Here is an 18315-nt window from a genome sequence, read left to right on the forward strand (position 1 = left end):
GGGCGGGCGCGACGAGATGGCCTCACTCGAGCACATACACCACCGCCGTCCGCGCGGGCACGGTGAAACGGCCGGTACGTGCGTCGTAACGCGCCTGCGTGCGCGGCCGCGGATCGGCCGCGTCCTCGGCGCGCTGCACCGGGTGCAGCACGTAGCGCTTGCCGGCCTGGTCCGGCAGGCGCAGCGTGCGCGCCTGCGGCGCGACGTTGACCAGCACCAGCAGCGCGCGGAAGCGCGCGCCCGGATAGCCCGCGCCGTCCAGGTGCGCGGCGATCAGCGCCGGGTCCTGGTCCGGGCCGGTGTTGTGGAAGCGCAGGCGCTGCTGCACGTCCGCGGCCGTGCGCAGGCGGAACAGGGTGGAGCTGCCGCGGATCCGCAGCAGGTCGAGGAAGGCCGCGCGCATCCACGCCACCGCGTCCGCGCCGGGCTTGAGCGCCGGATCGGCGAGCAGCGGCCGCATCAGCGGCCAGTCCGCGCCGTTGTCCGGTGCCGGCGGCAGGCCGGCGCCGAAACCGTGCTCGGCGCCGGTGGGGTCGTAGCGGTTGAACCAGTCGCCGGAGTCGAAGCTGTTGCGGTCCAGCGACTTCGAGCGCAGCAGCTCGATGCCGGCATGGAAATAGGCCACGCCCTGGCTGAAGGCGGTGAGCGCGGCGGCCAGCAGCTGCACCCGCGCGCGCTCCGCGGGCGGAGTGTCGCGCGGCAGCTTGAAGACGTTGAGGTCGTACAGGGTCTGGTTGTCGTGGTTCTCGACGTAGTTGACCACCTCGCCCGGTTGCGCGGCGTAGCCGGCCGGCTGGCCGCGGTAGTCGAGCTGCGCGAGCGGCCGCACCACGCCGTCGGCCATCACCATGCGGTAGTCGCGCAGGGTGCCGGCCAGGCCGGCGCGCACCAGGTCGGCCGTGTGCAGCGCCTCGCGCCACGACGGCGCCTGCCGGTCGGCAAGCGGCGGCACCGCGCCGTTCACGTAGCCCTTGCGTTCGAGCAGCGCCGCGCCGCGGTCGGCCGGGCCGCCGCCACGGATCGCGTCGCGCGCGCGGTCGCTGAAGGTGGCGATGCCCGCGCCGTGCAACGACAACTGCGCGGCCTGCACGAAGCGCGCGCCGTCGGCGACCTCGCCGAAGTTCCAGCCCTCGCCGATCAGCGGCACGTGCCGGCCGGTGGCCGCGTCCACCTGCGCCTGCAGCGCCTCCATCGCCGCGCGCGGCTGGTGGCCCATCAGGTCGAAGCGGAACGAGTCCACCCGGTACTGCGTGGCCCACAGCAGCACCGAATCACGCATCAGCCTGGCCATCATCGCGTGCTCGGTCGCGGTGTTGGCGCAGCAGGTGGAGCGCTCGACCCGGCCCTGCGCGTCGAGGCGGTGGTAGTAGCCGGGCACGATCCGGTCCAGCACCGACGTCTCCGCCTGCCCGGAGGCGGTGGTGTGGTTGTAGACCACGTCCATGCCGACCCGCAGCCCGGCCGCGTGCAGCGCCTGCACCATCGCCCGGAACTCGCGGATCCGCACCGCGCCGTCGCGTGCGTCGCTGGCGTAGCTGCCCTCGGGGGCGTTGAAGTGGTACGGGTCGTAGCCCCAGTTGAAGCAGTCGCGCGCGGCCTGGGCCAGCACCGCGGCCTGCTGCGCCGGACTGTCGGGGGGCGCCTGCGGCACCTGCGGATCCACGCAGCCGGTTTCCGGCACGGTGGCGAAGTCGAACACCGGCAGCAGGTGCACGTCGGTGAGCCCCGCCTCGCGCAGCGCGCGCAGGTGGCGCATGCCGACCGCATCGGGGTGGGTGAAGGCGAGGTACTTGCCGCGATCGGCCGGCGGCACGCCGGCGTCGTCGCGCGAGAAGTCGCGCACGTGCAGTTCGTAGATCACCAGATCGGTCTGCGCCGCGAGCGGCGCCGGGCGCGGCGCGGCGTCCCAGCCCGGCGGCTTCAGCGCCGGGTCGTCGAGGTCGGCGATGACACTGCGCCGCGAATCCGCGCCCAGGCCGACCGAGTACGGGTCGGTGACCCGGTTGCGCACCACGCCGTGGCCGGGCACGTACACCTCGACCAGATAGGTGTAATGGCCGCCGCGGCGGTCCTGCGGCACGCGTCCGCGCCAGATCCCGGTCACCGGGTCGCGCGCCAGCGCCAGTTGCGCGACGGCGCGGCCGTCGCCGTCGGGATACAGGCACACCGCCACCGCGCGCGCGGTCGGCGCCCACAGCGCGAACGCGGTGCCGCCGCCGCGCAGGCGCACGCCGAGGCCATCGGCCGCCGTCGCCGCCGCGTACAGGTCGTCGAGCGCGCCCGGCAGTTGCACGTGGGTCGCATCGCGCACGCGCCCGGCCGCGTCCTCGTGCACCAGCAGCAGCTGCCCGCGCAGCAGGGCCGGCAGGCGCTCGCGCGCGGCGGCGGGAATCGCCAGGACCGGGCCGGCGCCGGCGTAGCGGAAGCGCTCGGCGAGCGCGGCCGGCACGGCCTCGTCGGCCGGCGCCAGGGTCAGCCGCCCGTCGGCGCCGCGCACCCGCGCCCCGACCGGCGCGGCGAGCCGCGCCTGCGCCGAGTGGTACAGGCGGAAGCGGTCGCCGGGCGCGACGCGCGCGCCGGGCCAGCGCAGCAGGCGCCGGTCGAGCCACAGCGCGCGGGCGTCGTCGGCCGCGTGCATGGCCGGGTGCAGGACCTCCGCGGAAGCGGGCCCGTCGCAGGCCGCCGGCCCCGCCGCGCGCGCCGGGGCGACCGCCAACGGCATCCAGGCCGCGGCGCACAGCGCCATGAATACGATTCCAGCGGCCGCATTCAGGGCCCGCCCGGGCCGGGCCCGCGGCGCGCGCTGCGCACAATGGACGCCCGCCCGCGGCCGCGGGCGCGCAGGACAGCCAGGGGAGCCAGGTTCACTCATGCAACGCATCACCCGGGTCGTGATCGTCGGCGGCGGCACCGCCGGCTGGATGGTGGCGGCGGCACTGTCGAAGGTGCTCACCCGCGAGTACTCGATCACCCTGATCGAGTCGGAGGAGATCGGCACCGTCGGCGTCGGCGAGGGCACGATCCCGATGATCAAGCTCTACAACAACGCGCTCGAGCTCGACGAGGCCGACTTCGTCCGCCGCACCAAGGGCACGTTCAAGCTCGGCATCCACTTCGTGGACTGGGCCCGCCGCGGCGCGTCGTACTTCCACGGCTTCGGCAAGATCGGCCAGGACCTCGGCCTGGTCCCGTTCCACCAGTACTGGCTGAAGATGCACCAGGCCGGCAAGGCCGGGCCGCTCGACGACTACTCGATCAACACCGCCGCCGCGCGCGAGTTCAAGTTCATGCGCGCGGTGAGCGACCGCCCGAACTCGCCGCTGGCCGACATCGCCTACGCCTACCACTTCGACGCCTTCCTGTACGCGCGCTACCTGCGCGAGTACGCCGAGGCGCGCGGGGTGCGCCGGATCGAGGGCAAGGTGGTGGACGTGGCGCTGCGCGGCGAGGACGGCTTCGTCGAGGCGGTGGTGCTGGAAGGCGGGCGCCGGATCGAGGGCCAGCTGTTCGTGGACTGCTCCGGCTTCCGCGGCCTGCTGATCGAGCAGGCGCTCAAGACCGGCTACGTGGACTGGACCCACTGGCTGCCCTGCGACCGCGCGGTGGCGGTGCCGTGCGCCTCCGGCGACGGGCCGCTCACCCCGTACACGCGCTCGACCGCGCGCGAGGCCGGCTGGCAGTGGCGGATCCCGCTGCAGCACCGGATCGGCAACGGCTACGTGTTCAGCAGCCGCCACCTCAGCGAGGACCAGGCCACCGCGACCCTGCTCGCCCATCTCGACGGCGAGCCGCTGGCCGAGCCGCGCGTGCTGCGCTTCGTCACCGGCAAGCGCAGGAAGACCTGGAACCGCAACGTGGTCGCGGTGGGCCTGGCCAGCGGCTTCATGGAGCCGCTGGAGTCCACCTCGATCCACCTGATCCAGTCGGCGATCGCGCGCCTGACCGCGTTCTTCCCGCACGCCGGCTTCGACCAGGCCGACATCGACGAATTCAACGCCCACGCCGACTTCGAGGTGGACCGGATACGCGACTTCCTGATCCTGCACTACCACGCCACCGAACGCGACGACACGCCGTTCTGGAACGAGTGCCGGACCATGTCCGTGCCCGAGTCGCTGCAGCGCAGGATGGAACTGTTCCGCAGCAACGGCCGCGTGTTCCGCGAGGCCAACGAGCTGTTCGCCGAGCCGAGCTGGGTGCAGGTGATGCACGGCCAGGGCGTGCACCCGCGCGGCTACCACGCGCTGGTGGACCTGTATTCCGAGGAGAAGATCGCCGAATACCTGGACAACGTGCGCGGGGTGATCGCCAACTGCGTGCGGGCGATGCCGCGCCACGAGGCGTTCATCGCCCGCCACTGCGCGGCGGCGGCGCTGGCCGCGGCCTGAGCGCGGCTCACGCCGTGGCGTAGAACGCGCCATGCGCGGGCAGGTGCAGGCGGCGGCCGTCGAGCCGCCCCGGTTCGACCGCGGGCGCGGCCAGCGGCCGCGGCGCCAGGGCCGCGGGCAGGGTCCACTCGCACGGGCGCGGGGAGAGATTGAACGCGACCAGCAGCCGCTGCCCGGCGTGCTCGCGCACGAACGCCAGCACCGGCTCGGGCGCGTCGAGGAACCGGATCGCGCCCAGCACCAGCGCCGGCTGGGTCCTGCGCCAGCGCAGGAACGCGCGGGTGGCGTGCAGCACCGAGCCCGGGTCGGCCTCCTGCACCGCCACGCTGCGCGCGCGGTGCGCGTCCGGGATCGGCAGCCACGGCCGGCCGCGGGTGAAGCCGGCGCCGTCGTCGCCGTTCCACGGCATCGGCGTGCGGCAGCCGTCGCGGCCCTTGAAGTTCGGCCAGAACGCCTTGCCGTAGGGATCCTGCAGCGCCTCGTACGGCACCTCGGCCTCGGGCAGACCCAGCTCCTCGCCCTGGTACAGGCACACCGAGCCGCGCAGCGAGCACAGCAGCGCCACCAGCTGGCGCGCGAACGCATCGCCATGCCCGCCCCAGCGCGTGGCCGCGCGCTGCACGTCGTGGTTGGAGATCGCCCAGCACGGCCAGCCCTCGTCCATCGCCGCCTCCAGCCGCTCGACCGTGGCGCGGATGTAGCCGGCGCTGAAGTCGTCGGTGAGCAGCTCGAAGCTGTAGCCCATGTGCAGGCGGTGGCCGCGGCAGTACTCGGCCATCGTCGCCAGCGAGTCCTCCGAGGAGATCTCGCCGAGGGTGGCGATGTCCGGGTAGCGGTCGGTGAGCGCGCGCAGCTGCTCGAGGAAGCCGAGGTTCTCCGGCTGGGTGTTGTTGTACCAGTGGTACTGGTAGGCGTAGGGGTTGTCGGGGCTGAAGCCGCGCCCGACCCGCAGCTCCGGCGGCTTGGGCGGGTTGTCGCGCAGCCGGCGGTCGTGGAAGCAGAAGTTGATCGCGTCGAGGCGGAAGCCGTCCACGCCCCGCTCGAGCCAGAAGCGCACGTTGTCGAGCTGCGCCTGCCGCACCGCCTCGCAATGGAAGTTGAGGTCCGGCTGCGAGGACAGGAAGTTGTGCAGGAAGTACTGCGCGCGCCGCGGCTCCCACTTCCAGGCCACGCCGCCGAAGATCGAGAGCCAGTTGTTGGGCGGGGTGCCGTCCGGCTTCGGGTCGGCCCACACGTACCAGTCCGCCCTGGGGTTGTCGCGGCTCTCGCGGCTCTCGCGGAACCAGGGGTGCTCGACCGAGGTGTGGCTGAGCACCTGGTCGATCATCACCTTCAGCCCGCGCGCGTGCGCGCCGGCCAGCAGCCGGTCGAAGTCGGCCAGGGTGCCGAACAGCGGGTCCACGTCGCGGTAGTCGGCGATGTCGTAGCCGAAGTCGGCCATCGGCGAGCGGAAGAACGGCGACACCCAGATCGCGTCCACGCCCAGGCCGGCGATGTAGTCGAGCTTCTCGATCACGCCCGGCAGGTCGCCCACGCCGTCGCCGTCCGTGTCGAGGAAGCTGCGCGGGTAGACCTGGTAGATCACCGCGCCGCGCCACCAAGGCGTCATCCGTCCCGCTCCTGCCCGTCTGTCCGAGGCCGCGACTATTCCACGTCGCGGCCGCGCGCGCCCGTCGCGGCCGTCACGGGCGGGCGCTGAATACGTTTGCAGCGGCGGATGCCGCGCTGCGCCATGCCTGCGCGCACGGAATCGGCCACACTCGCGCGCCACGCTTCCTCCACCGGAACACCTGCATGTCGCACAAGCCGCCGTTGTCGTTCTGGCAGATCTGGAACATGTGCTTCGGCTTCCTCGGCATCCAGTTCGGCTTCGCGCTGCAGAACGCCAACGTCAGCCGCATCTTCCAGACCCTCGGCGCGGAGATGGAACAGATCCCGATGCTGTGGATCGCCGCGCCGCTGACCGGGCTGCTGGTGCAGCCGATCGTCGGCTACCTGTCCGACCGCACCTGGACCGGGCTCGGCCGGCGCCGGCCGTACTTCCTCGCCGGCGCGATCCTGGCCTCGCTGGCGCTGTTCGCGATGCCGGATTCGCCGGCGCTGTGGGTGGCGGCGGGCCTGCTGTGGGTGCTGGACGCCTCGATCAACGTCTCGATGGAACCGTTCCGCGCCTTCGTCGGCGACCAGCTGCCGGTGCGCCAGCGCCCTGCCGGCTACGCGATGCAGAGCTTCTTCATCGGCGTCGGCGCGGTGGTGGCGAGCCTGCTGCCGTGGCTGCTGGAGCAGGCGGGCGTGGCCAACACCGCGCCGCCGGGCGAGGTGCCCGACACCGTGCGCTACGCGTTCTGGTGCGGCGGCGCGGTGCTGCTCGGCGCGATCGGCTGGACCGTGCTGCGCACGCGCGAGTATCCGCCGGAGACGCTCAAGGCCTGGGACGAGGCGCCGCCGCTGCCGCGCCGCCCGCGCGAGCCGGCGCGGGTGCGCCGCCACGCCGCCGCCTGGCTGCTGGCCGGCGCCGCGATCGCGGCCACGGTCGCCTGGCGCGGCTGGGACCGGCAGCTGTACCTGTTCGCGGCGCTGGTGGCGGGCTACGGCCTGGCGCTGGCGCTGCGCGCGCGCATGCGCGCTGCCAACCCCTTCGCCCAGGTGATGGACGACCTGTACGACATGCCCGAGGCGATGCGCCAGCTCGCGGTGGTGCAGTTCTTCTCCTGGTTCGCGCTGTTCGCGATGTGGATCTACACCACCGGCGCGGTCACCAGCGTGCACTACGGCAGCAGCGACCCGACCTCGGCCGCGTACAACGCCGGCGCGAACTGGGTGGGCGTGCTGTTCGCCGCCTACAACGGCTTCGCCGCGCTCGCCGCGGTGGTGATCCCGTGGATGGCGCGCCGCCTCGGCCTGCGCCTGAGCCACCTGGTCAACGCCGTGCTCGGCGGCCTCGGCCTGCTCTCGTTCCTGGCGATCCGCGACCCGCACTGGCTGCTGCTGTCCATGCTCGGGGTCGGCTTCGCCTGGGCCTCGATCCTGTCGCTGCCCTACGCGCTGCTGTCCGACAGCCTGCCGGCGGAGAAGATGGGCGTGTACATGGGCATCTTCAATTTCTTCATCGTGATCCCGCAGCTGGTCGCGGCCAGCCTGCTCGGCTTCCTGCTCAAGGCCTTCTTCGGCGGCGAGCCGATCTACGCGCTGGCGATCGGCGGGATCAGCATGATCGTGGCCGGCCTGTGCGTGCTGCGGGTGCGCGAGCCGCAGCCGCGCGCGGCGGTGGCGGGAGCCGCGCCGTGAGCGCGCGCCGCGCGACCGCACTCGCCGCGGCCCTGCTGCTCGCCGCCTGCGCCACGCCGCCGCGCGCGCCGGCGCCGGAATACGTGGGCACCGACGAGCCGTTCGCCGCGCGCGCGGTGTACTTCGTGCTCACCGACCGCTTCGTCAACGGCGACCCGGCCAACGACCAGCGCGACCAGGGCGGCCCGGATCCGGCGCGGCGCAGCTTCGACCGGCCCACGCCCGGCGCCGACGCGAACGGCGACAACCTCGGCTACCTCGGCGGCGACTTCCGGGGCCTGCTCGACAACGCCGGCTACATCGCCGGGATGGGCTTCGGCGCGGTGTGGCTGACCCCGATCGTGGACAACCCGGACGAGGCCTTCACCGGCGGCGATGCGGTCGGCTCCGGCGCGTTCTTCACCGACCGCGGCAAGACCGGCTACCACGGCTACTGGGGCGTGAACTTCTACCGCCTCGACGAGCACCTGCCGAGCCCCGGGCTCGATTTCGCCGCGCTCGACGCCGGGCTCGAGCGGCACGGGCTGAAGACCGTGCTCGACATCGTCGCCAACCACGGCTCGCCCTCGTGGACCATGCCCGTGGACCAGCCCAAGTTCGGCGAGATCTACGACCGCGACGGACGGCTGGTCGCCGACCACCAGAACCTGCCGCCGCCGCAGCTGGATCCGGCGCACAACCCGCTGCACGCGTTCTTCCACACCGAGCCGGACCTGGCCCAGCTTTCCAACCTCGACGAGGACAACCCGGCGGTGCTCGACTACCTCGCCGGCGCCTACCTGCAGTGGATCGCGCAGGGCGCCGACGCGTTCCGCATTGACACCATCCGGCACATGCCGCTGCCGTTCTGGAAGCGTTTCACCGACCGGATCCGCGCCGCGCACCCCGGCTTCTTCATGTTCGGCGAGGCCTTCGACCACGACGCGGACAAGATCGCACCGTTCACCCGGCCCGGGAACGGCGGCGTGAGCGTGCTCGACTTCCCGCTCAAGGAGCGCATGCACGAGGTGTTCGGCCGCCGGCGCGCCGGCTACGAGCGCATCGCCGAGCGCCTGTACCTCGACGGCGGCCCCTATCAGAACCCCTACGAGCTGATGACCTTCTACGACAACCACGACATGCCGCGCCTGGACACCGATGACGCCGGCTTCGTGGACGCGCACAACTTCCTGTTCACCGCGCGCGGCATCCCGGTGGTCTATTACGGCTCCGAGATCGGCTTCATGCGCGGCGCCGCCGAGCACAAGGGCAACCGCAACTACTTCGGCCAGGACCGGATCGAGGCCGCGCGCGCGCATCCGATCCGCGCCGCCCTGGCGCGCATCGCGCGCGTGCGCCAGGCCTCGCCGGCGCTGCAGCGCGGGCTGCAGGTGAACGTGGAGATGCGGGGCGATCGCGCCGCGTTCTTCCGCGTGCTGCAGCGTGCGGGCGAGGCGCAGATCGCGCTGGTGCTGCTGAACAAGGGCGAGACGCCCGCGCACTTTTCCGTGCGCGAGTACGTGCAGCCGGGGCGCTGGCGGCGCGCGCTCGGCGGCGGCACGGTCGCGGTGCCGGCGGGCGGGGCGCTCACGGCCACGGTGCCTGCGCACGGGGTGGAGGTGTTCCTGCTCGACGCGCCGGTGAGCGCCCCCGCGCTGCGCGCCGCGCTCGAGCGCGCGCGGGCCGGGGCGCGCCCGCACGGCTGACCGCCGCGCGTACCTCAGCCCGCGCCGCTGGATTTGCGCACCACCAGGGTGGCCGGGAGCATCGTGCTCTGCACCGGCTCGTCCCGGATCTGGCGCAGCAGCGTCTCCACCAGCAGTTCGCCGGCGCGCGAGGTGTCCTGGTACACCGTGGTCAGCGGCGGATTGGCGAAGCGCGCCATCGGGATGTCGTCGAAGCCCACCACCGCCACGTCCCAGGGCACGTGCCGGCCGTGCTCGGCCAGCGCGCGCATCGCCCCGATCGCGATCAGGTCGCTGGCCGCGAACACCGCGTCGAACGGCAACCCGCGCTCCATCAGCGTGACCGCCGCGGCATGGCCGGCCTCCTCCGAGCTCTCGGCGTCCACCTGCAGGTCCGGATGCAGGCCGGGCAGCCCGGCCTCGCGCAGGGCGGCGTCGCAGCCGCGGTAGCGGGCCAGGAACTCCGGGCAGTGGCTGGAGGCGCCGCCGAGGAAGGCCACCCGCTTGCGCCCCTGCCGGGCCAGGTGCGCGCCGGCCAGGTGCCCGCCCTGGACGTTGTCGCAGCCGATCGAGACCCCCGGCTGGTCCGGCAGCACCGGCCCCCAGCGCACGAAATGGGTGCCCTGCTGCACCAGCCGCTCGAGCTTGCTGCGGTAGGCCAGGTAGTCGCCGTAGCCGAGCAGGATCAGCCCGTCGGCCTTCATGCTGTCCTCGTAGTCGGCGTGCCAGTCGTCGGAGAGCTGCTGGAACGAGACCAGCAGGTCGTGGCCGTGGCGGGCGCAGGCCCGGGTGATCGAGCCCAGCATGGACAGGAAGAACGGGTTGATGTGCGAGTCGTCCGGGGTCGGGTCCTCGAACAGCAGCAGCGCCAGGGTGCCGGCGCGCTGGGTGCGCAGGGCCGAGGCGCGGCGGTCCACCTTGTAGTTCAGGGCCTCGACCGCCTCCAGCACCCGCCGCCGGGTCTCCGGGTTGACCAGCGGGCTGCCGCGCAGGACCCGCGACACGGTGGCCTGGGACACGCCGGCGCGGTGGGCGATGTCCACCGAGGTGGCTCTGGACTTCTTGCTGCGCATGGGGGCTCGGCCCGGGACTGCCGGCAGTGTAGTCAGGCCCGGCCGGCGCCGGCGAGCCTCCCCCGGCCCCCTGCGGGGCGACAGGGGTCGCCTACCGTTCCATGAACGGAATGCTGGGAACCTTTCCCGGCCTTAGCAGTCGAAAGGCCCGACTGCTAAGATCGCTGCCATGACCGAGACTGCCCTGTCCACCACCCTCATCAGCAACAACCTGCCGGTTCCGTCCGCGCTCGGTTCGCTCGAGGCCTATGTCGCGGCGGTCCACCGCATCCCCGTGCTCTCGGCCGAGGAGGAGCAGGCGCTGGCGCGCCGCTACCGCGAGCACGACGACCTGGAGGCCGCCAAGCAGCTGGTGCTCTCGCACCTGCGCTTCGTGGTCCACGTCGCGCGCGGCTACGGCGGCTACGGCCTGCCGATGGGCGACCTGATCCAGGAAGGCAACATCGGCCTGATGAAGGCCGTCAAGCGCTTCGACCCCGCGGTCGGCGTGCGCCTGGTCAGCTTCGCCGTGCACTGGATCCGCGCCGAGATCCACGAGTTCATCCTGCGCAACTGGCGCATCGTCAAGGTCGCCACCACCAAGGCGCAGCGCAAGCTGTTCTTCAACCTGCGCAAGAGCAAGCAGCGCCTGGGCTGGATGAACGCCGACGAGGTGCGCGCGGTGGCGCAGGACCTCAACGTCTCCGAGCGCGAGGTGCTGGAGATGGAGGCGCGCCTGTCCGGCCGCGACATCGGTTTCGACGCCCCGGCCGACGAGGACGACGAGCACGCGCCGCCCGCGCCGGTGGCCTACCTCAGCGCGCACGACCAGGATCCGGCGCAGGTGTACGAGGCCGCCGACAGCGAGGACGACCAGCTCGAGCGCCTGCGCGCCGGCCTGGCCTCGCTCGACCCGCGCTCGCGCGACATCATCCAGCGCCGCTGGCTGAGCGAGGACAGCAAGGTCACGCTGCAGGAGCTGGCCGACGAGTACGGCGTCTCCGCCGAGCGCATCCGCCAGGTCGAGGCGCACGCGCTGAAGAAGATGAAGGCCCTGCTGGTGGCCTGAGGCGCCCGCGCCCGCACGCACACCGCCGCGAAGCCCCCGCCCGGGGGCTTCGCCGTTTCTGCGCCACTGGTTAGGATGGCCCGCCGGCAGCTGGCCGGCGTGCAAGAGGAATCGCCGATGCGTGGTTGGGGGATGCGCGCGGGACTGGCGTTGCTGGTGCTGCTGGCCTCGTGGTCGGCCCGGGCCCAGGAAGCGCCCGCGACCGGCACGCTGCTGCTGGAGGTCAAGCCGTTCCGCACGGAAGTGAAGCTGAGCAAGAAGATCCAGGGCCGGCTGGAGAGCGGCGGCATCGAGTGGGGCGTGAAGGATGGCCAGCTGGTCATCGCGCTGGTCAACAAGCGCTTCCTCCGTTTCGACATCCCCGAGTTCACCCGCTGGGGCGAGCGCCGGACGCTCGAACTGCCGGCCGGCGACTACACCGTCACCTGCGCCTGCTTCCTGCCCGAAGGCGGCCTGAGCGTGGAGAAGGCGCTGAAGAAGGGCGCCTACTTCAACGAGAACGTGCTGAGCTTCCGCATCGAGCCCGGCCGGCAGACGCGGCTGCAGCTCGACCCGGTGATGCAGAAGCACGCCACCTTCCTGCTCAACTTCTACATGCCGTCGCTGCTGATGACGGTCGGCGACGACCCCGCGGCGACGCCCGTGGTGGTCAACGCGCGGACCGAGCGCTCGATCGCGTGGGAGGACTACAAGGGCCCGCTCAAGTTCTGAGCGCGCGCCGGATGAGGAACACGACGGCCCGGGATTCCCGGGCCGTTATCGTTCCGCACCGAGTCGTTCACGCCGCCCCGGTCACGCCGGGCCTACCATCGCGGCATGGCCGCCATGTCTGCCCGGGCCGTCTCGGGGCGCTTGTTGCCGGCGCTGCTCGCGGCGCTGCTGGCGCTGGCGGGCGCGGTGGCCGCGGCGCCGCCGCGCGACGAGTACCGGGCGCAGCGGGCGCAGTTGCTGCGCGAGATCGGCCGCCATGCCGAGGCCATGGCCCGCGACGGCGGCCGGCCGTGGATCTCGCGCCGGGTGCTGGCGGCGCTGGAACGGGTGCCGCGGCACGAATTCGTGCCCGAGTCGCAGCGCCGCCACGCCTACGAGAACCGGCCGCTGCCGATCGGCTACGGCCAGACCATCTCGCAGCCGTACATCGTGGCGCTGATGACCGAGCTGGCGCAGCCGGAACCGGGCGACCGGGTGCTCGAAATCGGCACCGGCTCGGGCTACCAGGCGGCGGTGCTGGCCGAGCTGGTCGGCGAGGTGTACTCGATCGAGATCGTCGAGCCGCTCGCGCGCCAGGCGGCGCAGCGGCTGCAGCGGCTCGGCTACGCCAACGTGCACACCACGGTCGGCGACGGCTACTACGGCTGGAAGGCGCACGCGCCCTACGACGCGATCGTGGTCACCGCGGCCGCGCCGTCGGTGCCGCCGCCGCTGCTCGAGCAGCTCAAGCCGGGCGGGCGGATGGTGATCCCGGTCGGCACCAGCTTCTTCACCCAGACCCTGATGCTGGTGGAGAAGCGCGCCGACGGGAAGGTGCGCACCACCCAGCTGCTGCCGGTGCGGTTCGTGCCGCTGACCCGGGGCGAGGCGCGCTGACGGGACGCGCGTGACCGCGCCGGCGCGCCTTCCGCTCGCGATCGCGCTGGTGGCCGCCGCGGCCCTGGCCTACCAGTTGCTGCTGATGCGCTGGCTGGCGATCGCGCACTGGCATCCGTTCGCGGCGGTGATCATCAGCCTGGCCCTGCTCGGACACGGCGCCAGCGGCACCCTGCTCAGCCTGTGGCCGGGCACGGCGCGGCATTTCGCGCGCTGGTTCCCGCTCGCCGCGCTCGGTTTCGCGCTCAGCGCGCCGGGCATGCTGCTGCTGGCCGCGCGGATCCCGTTCAACGGCCTGGAGCTGGTGTGGGACCTGCGCCAGCTCGGCTGGCTGGCGGCGCTGTACCTCGCCCTGAGCCTGCCGTTCCTGTGCGCGGCGAGCTGTTTCGGCCTGGCCTTCGCGCGGTATTCCGAGCGCATCCCGCGCCTGTACGGCGCCGATCTGTGCGGCGCGGGGCTGGGCGCGCTGGGCGCGCTGGCGCTGGCCTGGTGGCTGCCGGTCGGCGCGGCGGTGGCGCTGGTCGCGGCGCTGGCCCTGCTCGCGGCCTGCGTGGCGACGCCGCGCCCGGCAGTGCTGGGCGCCGCCGCGCTGTCCGGCCTGGCCCTGCTCGCGCTGGCGCTGTCCGGCGCGCTGACGCCGCCGGTGAATCCGTACAAGGGCCTGGCGAAGGCGCTGCTGGTGCGCGATGCGCGCGTGCTCGCCGAGCGCCACGGCAGCCACGGCTGGCTCGCGGTGCTGGAGAGTCCGCGCGTGCCGCTGCGGCAGGTGGCGGGGCTGAGCCTGCTCAACACCGAGGAACCGGCGCCGCAGCTCGGGCTGTTCCTCGACGGCGACTGGCTCGGCGTGGTCACCCGCGACGACGGCACCCGCGCCGCGCACGGCTACCTGCGCCGCACCACCGCCGCCCTGCCCTACGCGCTGCGTCCGCGCACGCGGGTGCTGGTGCTCGGTGCCGGCGGCGGACAGGAGGTGCTGCAGGCGCTGGCGCACGGCGCGCGCACGGTGCGGGCGGTGGAGGCCAATCCGCAGCTGGTGGCGCTGCTGCGCGGGCCGTATGCGGACTACAGCGGCGGGCTGTATCACGATCCGCGCGTGCAGGTGCAGGTGGGCGATGCGCGCAGCACGCTGCGCGCGCTGGTGGCGGCCGCGGACGCGCCGCGCTACGACCTGATCGTGTTCGGCGGCGCCGGCTCGGCCGCGGCCGGCAGCGCCGGCGCGGCCGCGGTGGCCGAGGATCCGCTGCTGACGGTCGAGGCGCTGGGCGAGGCCTGGCGCCTGCTCGCGCCCGGCGGCGTGCTGGCGGTGACGCGCTGGGAGAAACAGCCGCCGCGCGATGCGCTCAAGCTGTTCGCGAGCGCGGCGGCGGCGCTGCGCGAGGCCGGGGTGCGCACGCCGGGCGCGCAACTGGCCCTGGTCCGCAACTGGGACGCCGGCACGCTGCTGCTGCGGCGCGGGCCGTTCCCGGCCGCGGAACGCGCGCGCCTGCGCGGCTTCCTCGACGCGCACGGCTTCGACCCGGTGTACTACCCCGGCATGCGCGTGGACGAGGCCGCGCAGGTGCACGCGCTGGCGCGCGACGAGGCCGCGTTCGGCACCCGCGCCCTGCTCTCGCCGCGCGCGGACGCCTACCTGGCCGGGTACAAGTTCGACATCCGCCCGGCGCGTGACGACCGCCCCTACTTCGCCGACTTCTTCCGCTGGCGCGCGCTGCCGGAGCTGTGGGCGCTGCGCGAGCAGGGCGGCGCGGTGCTGCTCGATGCGGGCACGCTGCTGCTGCTGGCCGCACTGGCGCAGGCGCTGCCGCTGGCGCTGCTGCTGGTGCTGGCGCCGCTGCTGGCGCTGCCGCGCGCGGCCGCGGACGCAGATGCGTTCCCGCGCGCGCGCGCCGGCGCCTACTTCGTGTGCCTGGGCCTTGCGTTCCTGTTCGTCGAGATCGCCTGCCTGGCGCGGCTGAAGCTGGTGGTCGGCCAGGACTGGCCGGCGATCGCGCTCGGCATCGGCGGCTTCCTGGTGTTCGCCGGACTCGGCAGCGCGCAGGTGCAACGCCGGTCGCACGGGCCGGCGGCGGCCCAGCTCCGGCATGCGCTGGCGCTGATCGTGCTCGGCTTCGCCTGGCATGTGGCCACCTTCGCCCTGCTGCAGCGCCACGGCGCGGGCTGGCCGCTGGCGCTGCGCGCAGGACTGGCGCTGGCCACGCTCGCCCCGCTCGCGTTCGCGATGGGCCGGCCGTTCCCGCTCGGCCTGGGGCGCGTCGCGCGCCAGGCGCCGGCGTTCGTGCCCTGGGCCTGGGGCCTGAACGGTTGCGCCTCGGTGGTGTCGGCGCTGCTGGCGCTGCTGCTGGCGGTGTCGTTCGGCCTGACCGCGACCCTGCTGCTGGCGCTCGGCCTGTACCTGCTCGCCGCGCGCGTGTGGCGCGCGGACTGACCGCGCTACCGCTCCAGGATCGCGGCCACGCCCATGCCGCCGGCGGTGCAGATCGAGATCAGGCAGCGCCCGCCGCCGCGTTCGTGCAGCTGCTTGGCCGCGGTGGCGACGATGCGCGCGCCGGTGGCGGCGAACGGGTGGCCGGTGGCGAGCGAGGAGCCGACCGGGTTGAGTTTCGCCGGCTCGATCCGCCCCAGCGGCGCCGCCAGGCCGAGGCGGTGGCGGCAGTAGTCCTCGCTCTCCCACGCGCGCAGCGTGCACAGCACCTGCGCGGCGAAGGCCTCGTGGATCTCGTAGATGTCGAAGTCCTGCAGGGTCAGGCCGTTGCGCGCGAGCAGCTCGGCCACCGCCACCGTCGGCGCCATCAGCAGGCCCTCGCCGTGCACGAAATCCACCGCCGCCACCTGCACGTCGCGGATCCGGCACAGCACCTCGTGTCCGTGCCGCGCCGCCCAGTCCTCGGACGCGATCAGGCAGGCCGCGGCGCCGTCGGTGAGCGGAGTGGAATTGCCGGCGGTGAGCGTGCCGCGGCCGGAGGTCCTGTCGAACGCGGGCTTGAGCGTGGCCAGCTTCTCGATCGAGGTGTCGGGGCGCAGGATGTTGTCGCGGACCACGCCGCGGAAGCTGGCCACCAGGCCGTCGAAGAAGCCGCGCTGGTAGGCGGCGGCGAGCTTGTGGTGCGAGGCCGCGGCGAGCTCGTCCTGCGAGTCGCGCGAGATGTTCCATTCCTTGGCCATGTCCTCGCAGTGCTCGCCCATGGACTTGCCGGTGCGCGGCTCGGCCACGCCGGGGAAGTCGGGCTTGAGCTCGCGGAAGGAGAAGCCCTTGAACGCGGCCAGCTTCTCCCGCGTGGTTTTGGCCATCGCCGCGGCCAGCAGGCGCCGGCGCAGCGTCCGGCCGTACACGATCGGCACGTCGGAGGTGGTGTCGGCGCCGCCGCCGATGCCGGCCTCGATCTGGCCGAGCGCGATCTTGTTGGCGACCGCGATGATCGCGTCCAGCGAGGTGCCGCAGGCGCGCTGCAGGGTCAGGCCCGGGGTGAGCGGCGACAGCCCCGAGGACAGGGTGGCCTCGCGCGCCAGGTTCCAGTCGCTGCTGTGCTTGATCACCGCGCCGAAGGCGACCTCGCCGAGCTGCTGGCCGTGCAGGCCGAAGCGTTCGACCAGCGCGCCGAGCGTGCGCACCGCCATTCCCAGGTTGCCGACGTCGGCGTAGGCGGTGTTCTGCCGGCAGAAGGGAATGCGGACGCCGCCGAGCACGGCGACGGGACGGCCTGACAGCATCGAGCGGTTCCTCGTCGTTGCGCGGCCCGTCGCGGGCGACGGGCATAATGCGCCGCAGTGTACCCCTACCCCCCCGTACGGCCAATCACGCGATGACCGCGAACGACGATGCCGCGCGCATGCACGTGCTGGGCGCGCTGGCGCTGGAACTCGCGCCCGGCAGCGGCGCCGCGCGCCTGACCCTGGCGCAGGCGGACGCCGGCGCGCTGGCGCAGCACCTCGCCCGCGACCTGGCCGGCTTCGCGCCGGCGGCGACGCGGCTCGACCTGGTCACCGTCGGCGCGCACTACGATCCGGTCGAACTGCTGCGCCCGGGCTGGCCGGTGCACGCCGAGCTCGAGCGCCTGGCCGCGCGCGCGCCGGCCCCGGCGGAGCGCGCGCACGCCGGCGCGGAGGACCTCGGCCGCATCATCGCCTTCGGCGCCCACCAGGACGTGCTGCCCGGCGGCCTGGCTCCCGATCCCGACCACGCCGGCGGCCCGCTGCGGCTGGTGCCGTTCGCGCTCGCCGGCGATCCGGCGGTGGCCGCCGCGGTGGGCGATGCCTTCGAGCGCGAGCTGATCGAACACGGCATGGCCGGCGCGGCCACCGCGCTCGCCGCGCAGGATGCGTTCGGCCTGCGCGTGGAGCACGCGCGTTACCTGACCCTGCACGATCTGGCCGCGCTGCTCGCACTGCAGTACGAGCACGCCGGACTGGCGCCGCTGTGGCCGCTGCTCGAGGCCGCGCTGCTCGCGCCCGAGCAGGAGGAATGGCTCGACGCCCCGCCCGAGCCGCTGGTGCGCTACGCCGCGGGCGAGGCGCGGATCGCGCTGTTCTCGCCCAAGGCCTGGCACGCGCGCTACGGCGGCGACGACGCCGACGGCGCCCGGCTCGAACGCCGCTTCCAGCAGTTCCAGGCGCGCCAGCGCCAGTTCGCCGCGGTGCTCGGCGCGCACGGCGTGCCGGTGACCTTCGTGGACTGCGACCGCGGCGCGGACGCGCGCGCGGCGCTGGCCTGACGCTCAACGCACGATCGCGATCACCCCGCAGGCCACGCGCGCGCCGGCGTTGCCGGCGGGCTGGGTGGCGTAGTCGTCGGGCTGCGCGTGCGCGACCAGGGCGCGGCCGGCGATGTCGTTCGGCGCGCCGCCGCCGAGGGTGACGCCGCGCAGGTGCACGTCCACCCGCGCCACGCCGTCGGCGTCGGCGACCAGGTTGTCCATGTCGCCGAGGTGGTGCGCGCCGTGGCCGGCGCGGCCGTGCGGGGCGCCGGTGGGATTGAAGTGCGCGCCGGCGCTGCTGGCGTCGGCCGCGCTGCAGTCGCCGCGCTCGTGCACGTGCAGCGCGTGCACGCTCTGCGGGGCGAAACCGCCGAGGGTGCCGGTGAGGTGCACGCCGTCGGCCATCGCGCGCAGGGTGACGGTGCCGCTGACCAGGCTGCCGGAAGCCGAAGTCAGCACCGCGCGCGCTTGCTGCGCGGCGTGCGCGGCCGGCGGCGCGGCGGGCGGCGTCGGGGCGCTGGCGCAGGCGGCGAGCAGGCACAGGCCGGCGAGCAGGGGCAGGGAGGAACGCATGGC

13 protein-coding genes are annotated in these 18315 nt (G+C 73.7%); 8 read left to right on the forward strand and 5 right to left on the reverse strand.

The window, feature by feature from the left end:
- Positions 1-22 precede the first annotated feature (22 nt).
- Positions 23-2746, reverse strand: a complete 2724-nt coding sequence (locus FPV26_RS10540) for an alpha-1,6-glucosidase domain-containing protein (RefSeq protein ID WP_147653844.1) — start codon at positions 2744-2746, stop codon at positions 23-25.
- A 124-nt stretch (positions 2747-2870) separates the two neighbouring features.
- Between FPV26_RS10540 and FPV26_RS10545 the strand changes: the two genes are divergently transcribed.
- Positions 2871-4388, forward strand: a complete 1518-nt coding sequence (locus tag FPV26_RS10545) for a tryptophan halogenase family protein (protein WP_147653845.1) — start codon at positions 2871-2873, stop codon at positions 4386-4388.
- Positions 4389-4395: 7 nt separating this feature from the next.
- On the opposite strand, the gene FPV26_RS10550 is transcribed toward FPV26_RS10545, so the two are convergent.
- Positions 4396-5997 (reverse strand): alpha-glucosidase family protein, encoded by a 1602-nt coding sequence (locus FPV26_RS10550; RefSeq protein WP_147653846.1) that lies wholly within the window; start codon positions 5995-5997, stop codon positions 4396-4398.
- Positions 5998-6182: 185 nt separating this feature from the next.
- Between FPV26_RS10550 and FPV26_RS10555 the strand changes: the two genes are divergently transcribed.
- Positions 6183-7676 carry an MFS transporter gene (locus tag FPV26_RS10555; protein WP_147653847.1) on the forward strand — a complete coding sequence of 498 codons (1494 nt, stop codon included), beginning with the start codon at positions 6183-6185 and terminating at the stop codon, positions 7674-7676.
- The gene (locus FPV26_RS10560) at positions 7673-9361 is read left to right on the forward strand and encodes an alpha-amylase family glycosyl hydrolase (RefSeq protein ID WP_425473092.1); all 1689 of its coding nucleotides are present in this window, start codon (positions 7673-7675) and stop codon (positions 9359-9361) included. The genes FPV26_RS10555 and FPV26_RS10560 overlap by 4 nt, the downstream gene beginning before the upstream one ends.
- 14 nt (positions 9362-9375) lie before the next feature.
- Here FPV26_RS10560 and FPV26_RS10565 read toward each other — a convergent pair whose 3' ends face one another.
- On the reverse strand, positions 9376-10413 hold the full coding sequence (locus tag FPV26_RS10565; RefSeq protein ID WP_147653849.1) for a LacI family DNA-binding transcriptional regulator: 1038 nt from the start codon (positions 10411-10413) through the stop codon (positions 9376-9378).
- 169 nt (positions 10414-10582) lie between these two features.
- On the opposite strand from FPV26_RS10565, the gene rpoH reads away from it, so the two are divergent.
- The 4 genes from rpoH to FPV26_RS10585 all read left to right on the forward strand — a co-directional run bounded on the left by rpoH (position 10583) and on the right by FPV26_RS10585 (position 15473).
- The gene (gene rpoH, locus FPV26_RS10570; protein WP_147653850.1) at positions 10583-11461 is read left to right on the forward strand and encodes an RNA polymerase sigma factor RpoH; all 879 of its coding nucleotides are present in this window, start codon (positions 10583-10585) and stop codon (positions 11459-11461) included.
- A gap of 75 nt (positions 11462-11536) precedes the next feature.
- Complete coding sequence (locus FPV26_RS10575; protein ID WP_181952637.1) at positions 11537-12172, forward strand: hypothetical protein; 636 nt, start codon at positions 11537-11539, stop codon at positions 12170-12172.
- A gap of 105 nt (positions 12173-12277) precedes the next feature.
- A complete protein-coding gene (locus tag FPV26_RS10580) occupies positions 12278-13048 on the forward strand; it encodes a protein-L-isoaspartate(D-aspartate) O-methyltransferase (protein ID WP_147653852.1) in 771 nt (256 codons plus the stop codon).
- A 10-nt stretch (positions 13049-13058) separates the two neighbouring features.
- Complete coding sequence (locus tag FPV26_RS10585) at positions 13059-15473, forward strand: spermidine synthase (RefSeq protein WP_147653853.1); 2415 nt, start codon at positions 13059-13061, stop codon at positions 15471-15473.
- 5 nt (positions 15474-15478) lie between these two features.
- Here FPV26_RS10585 and FPV26_RS10590 read toward each other — a convergent pair whose 3' ends face one another.
- Positions 15479-16756, reverse strand: coding sequence for an acetyl-CoA C-acetyltransferase (locus FPV26_RS10590; RefSeq protein WP_147653854.1), 1278 nt, complete (start codon positions 16754-16756; stop codon positions 15479-15481).
- Positions 16757-16848: 92 nt separating this feature from the next.
- Here FPV26_RS10590 and FPV26_RS10595 point away from each other — a divergent pair, with 92 nt between their 5' ends.
- On the forward strand, positions 16849-17757 hold the full coding sequence (locus tag FPV26_RS10595) for a hypothetical protein (RefSeq protein ID WP_246109269.1): 909 nt from the start codon (positions 16849-16851) through the stop codon (positions 17755-17757).
- 3 nt (positions 17758-17760) lie between these two features.
- Here the strand turns inward: FPV26_RS10595 and FPV26_RS10600 are convergent, their stop codons facing one another.
- The gene (locus FPV26_RS10600) at positions 17761-18312 is read right to left on the reverse strand and encodes a superoxide dismutase family protein (protein ID WP_147653855.1); all 552 of its coding nucleotides are present in this window, start codon (positions 18310-18312) and stop codon (positions 17761-17763) included.
- Between the last annotated feature and the right edge of the window lie 3 nt (positions 18313-18315).

The organism is Vulcaniibacterium gelatinicum (genome assembly GCF_008033445.1).
Lineage (GTDB): Bacteria > Pseudomonadota > Gammaproteobacteria > Xanthomonadales > Xanthomonadaceae > Vulcaniibacterium_B > Vulcaniibacterium_B gelatinicum.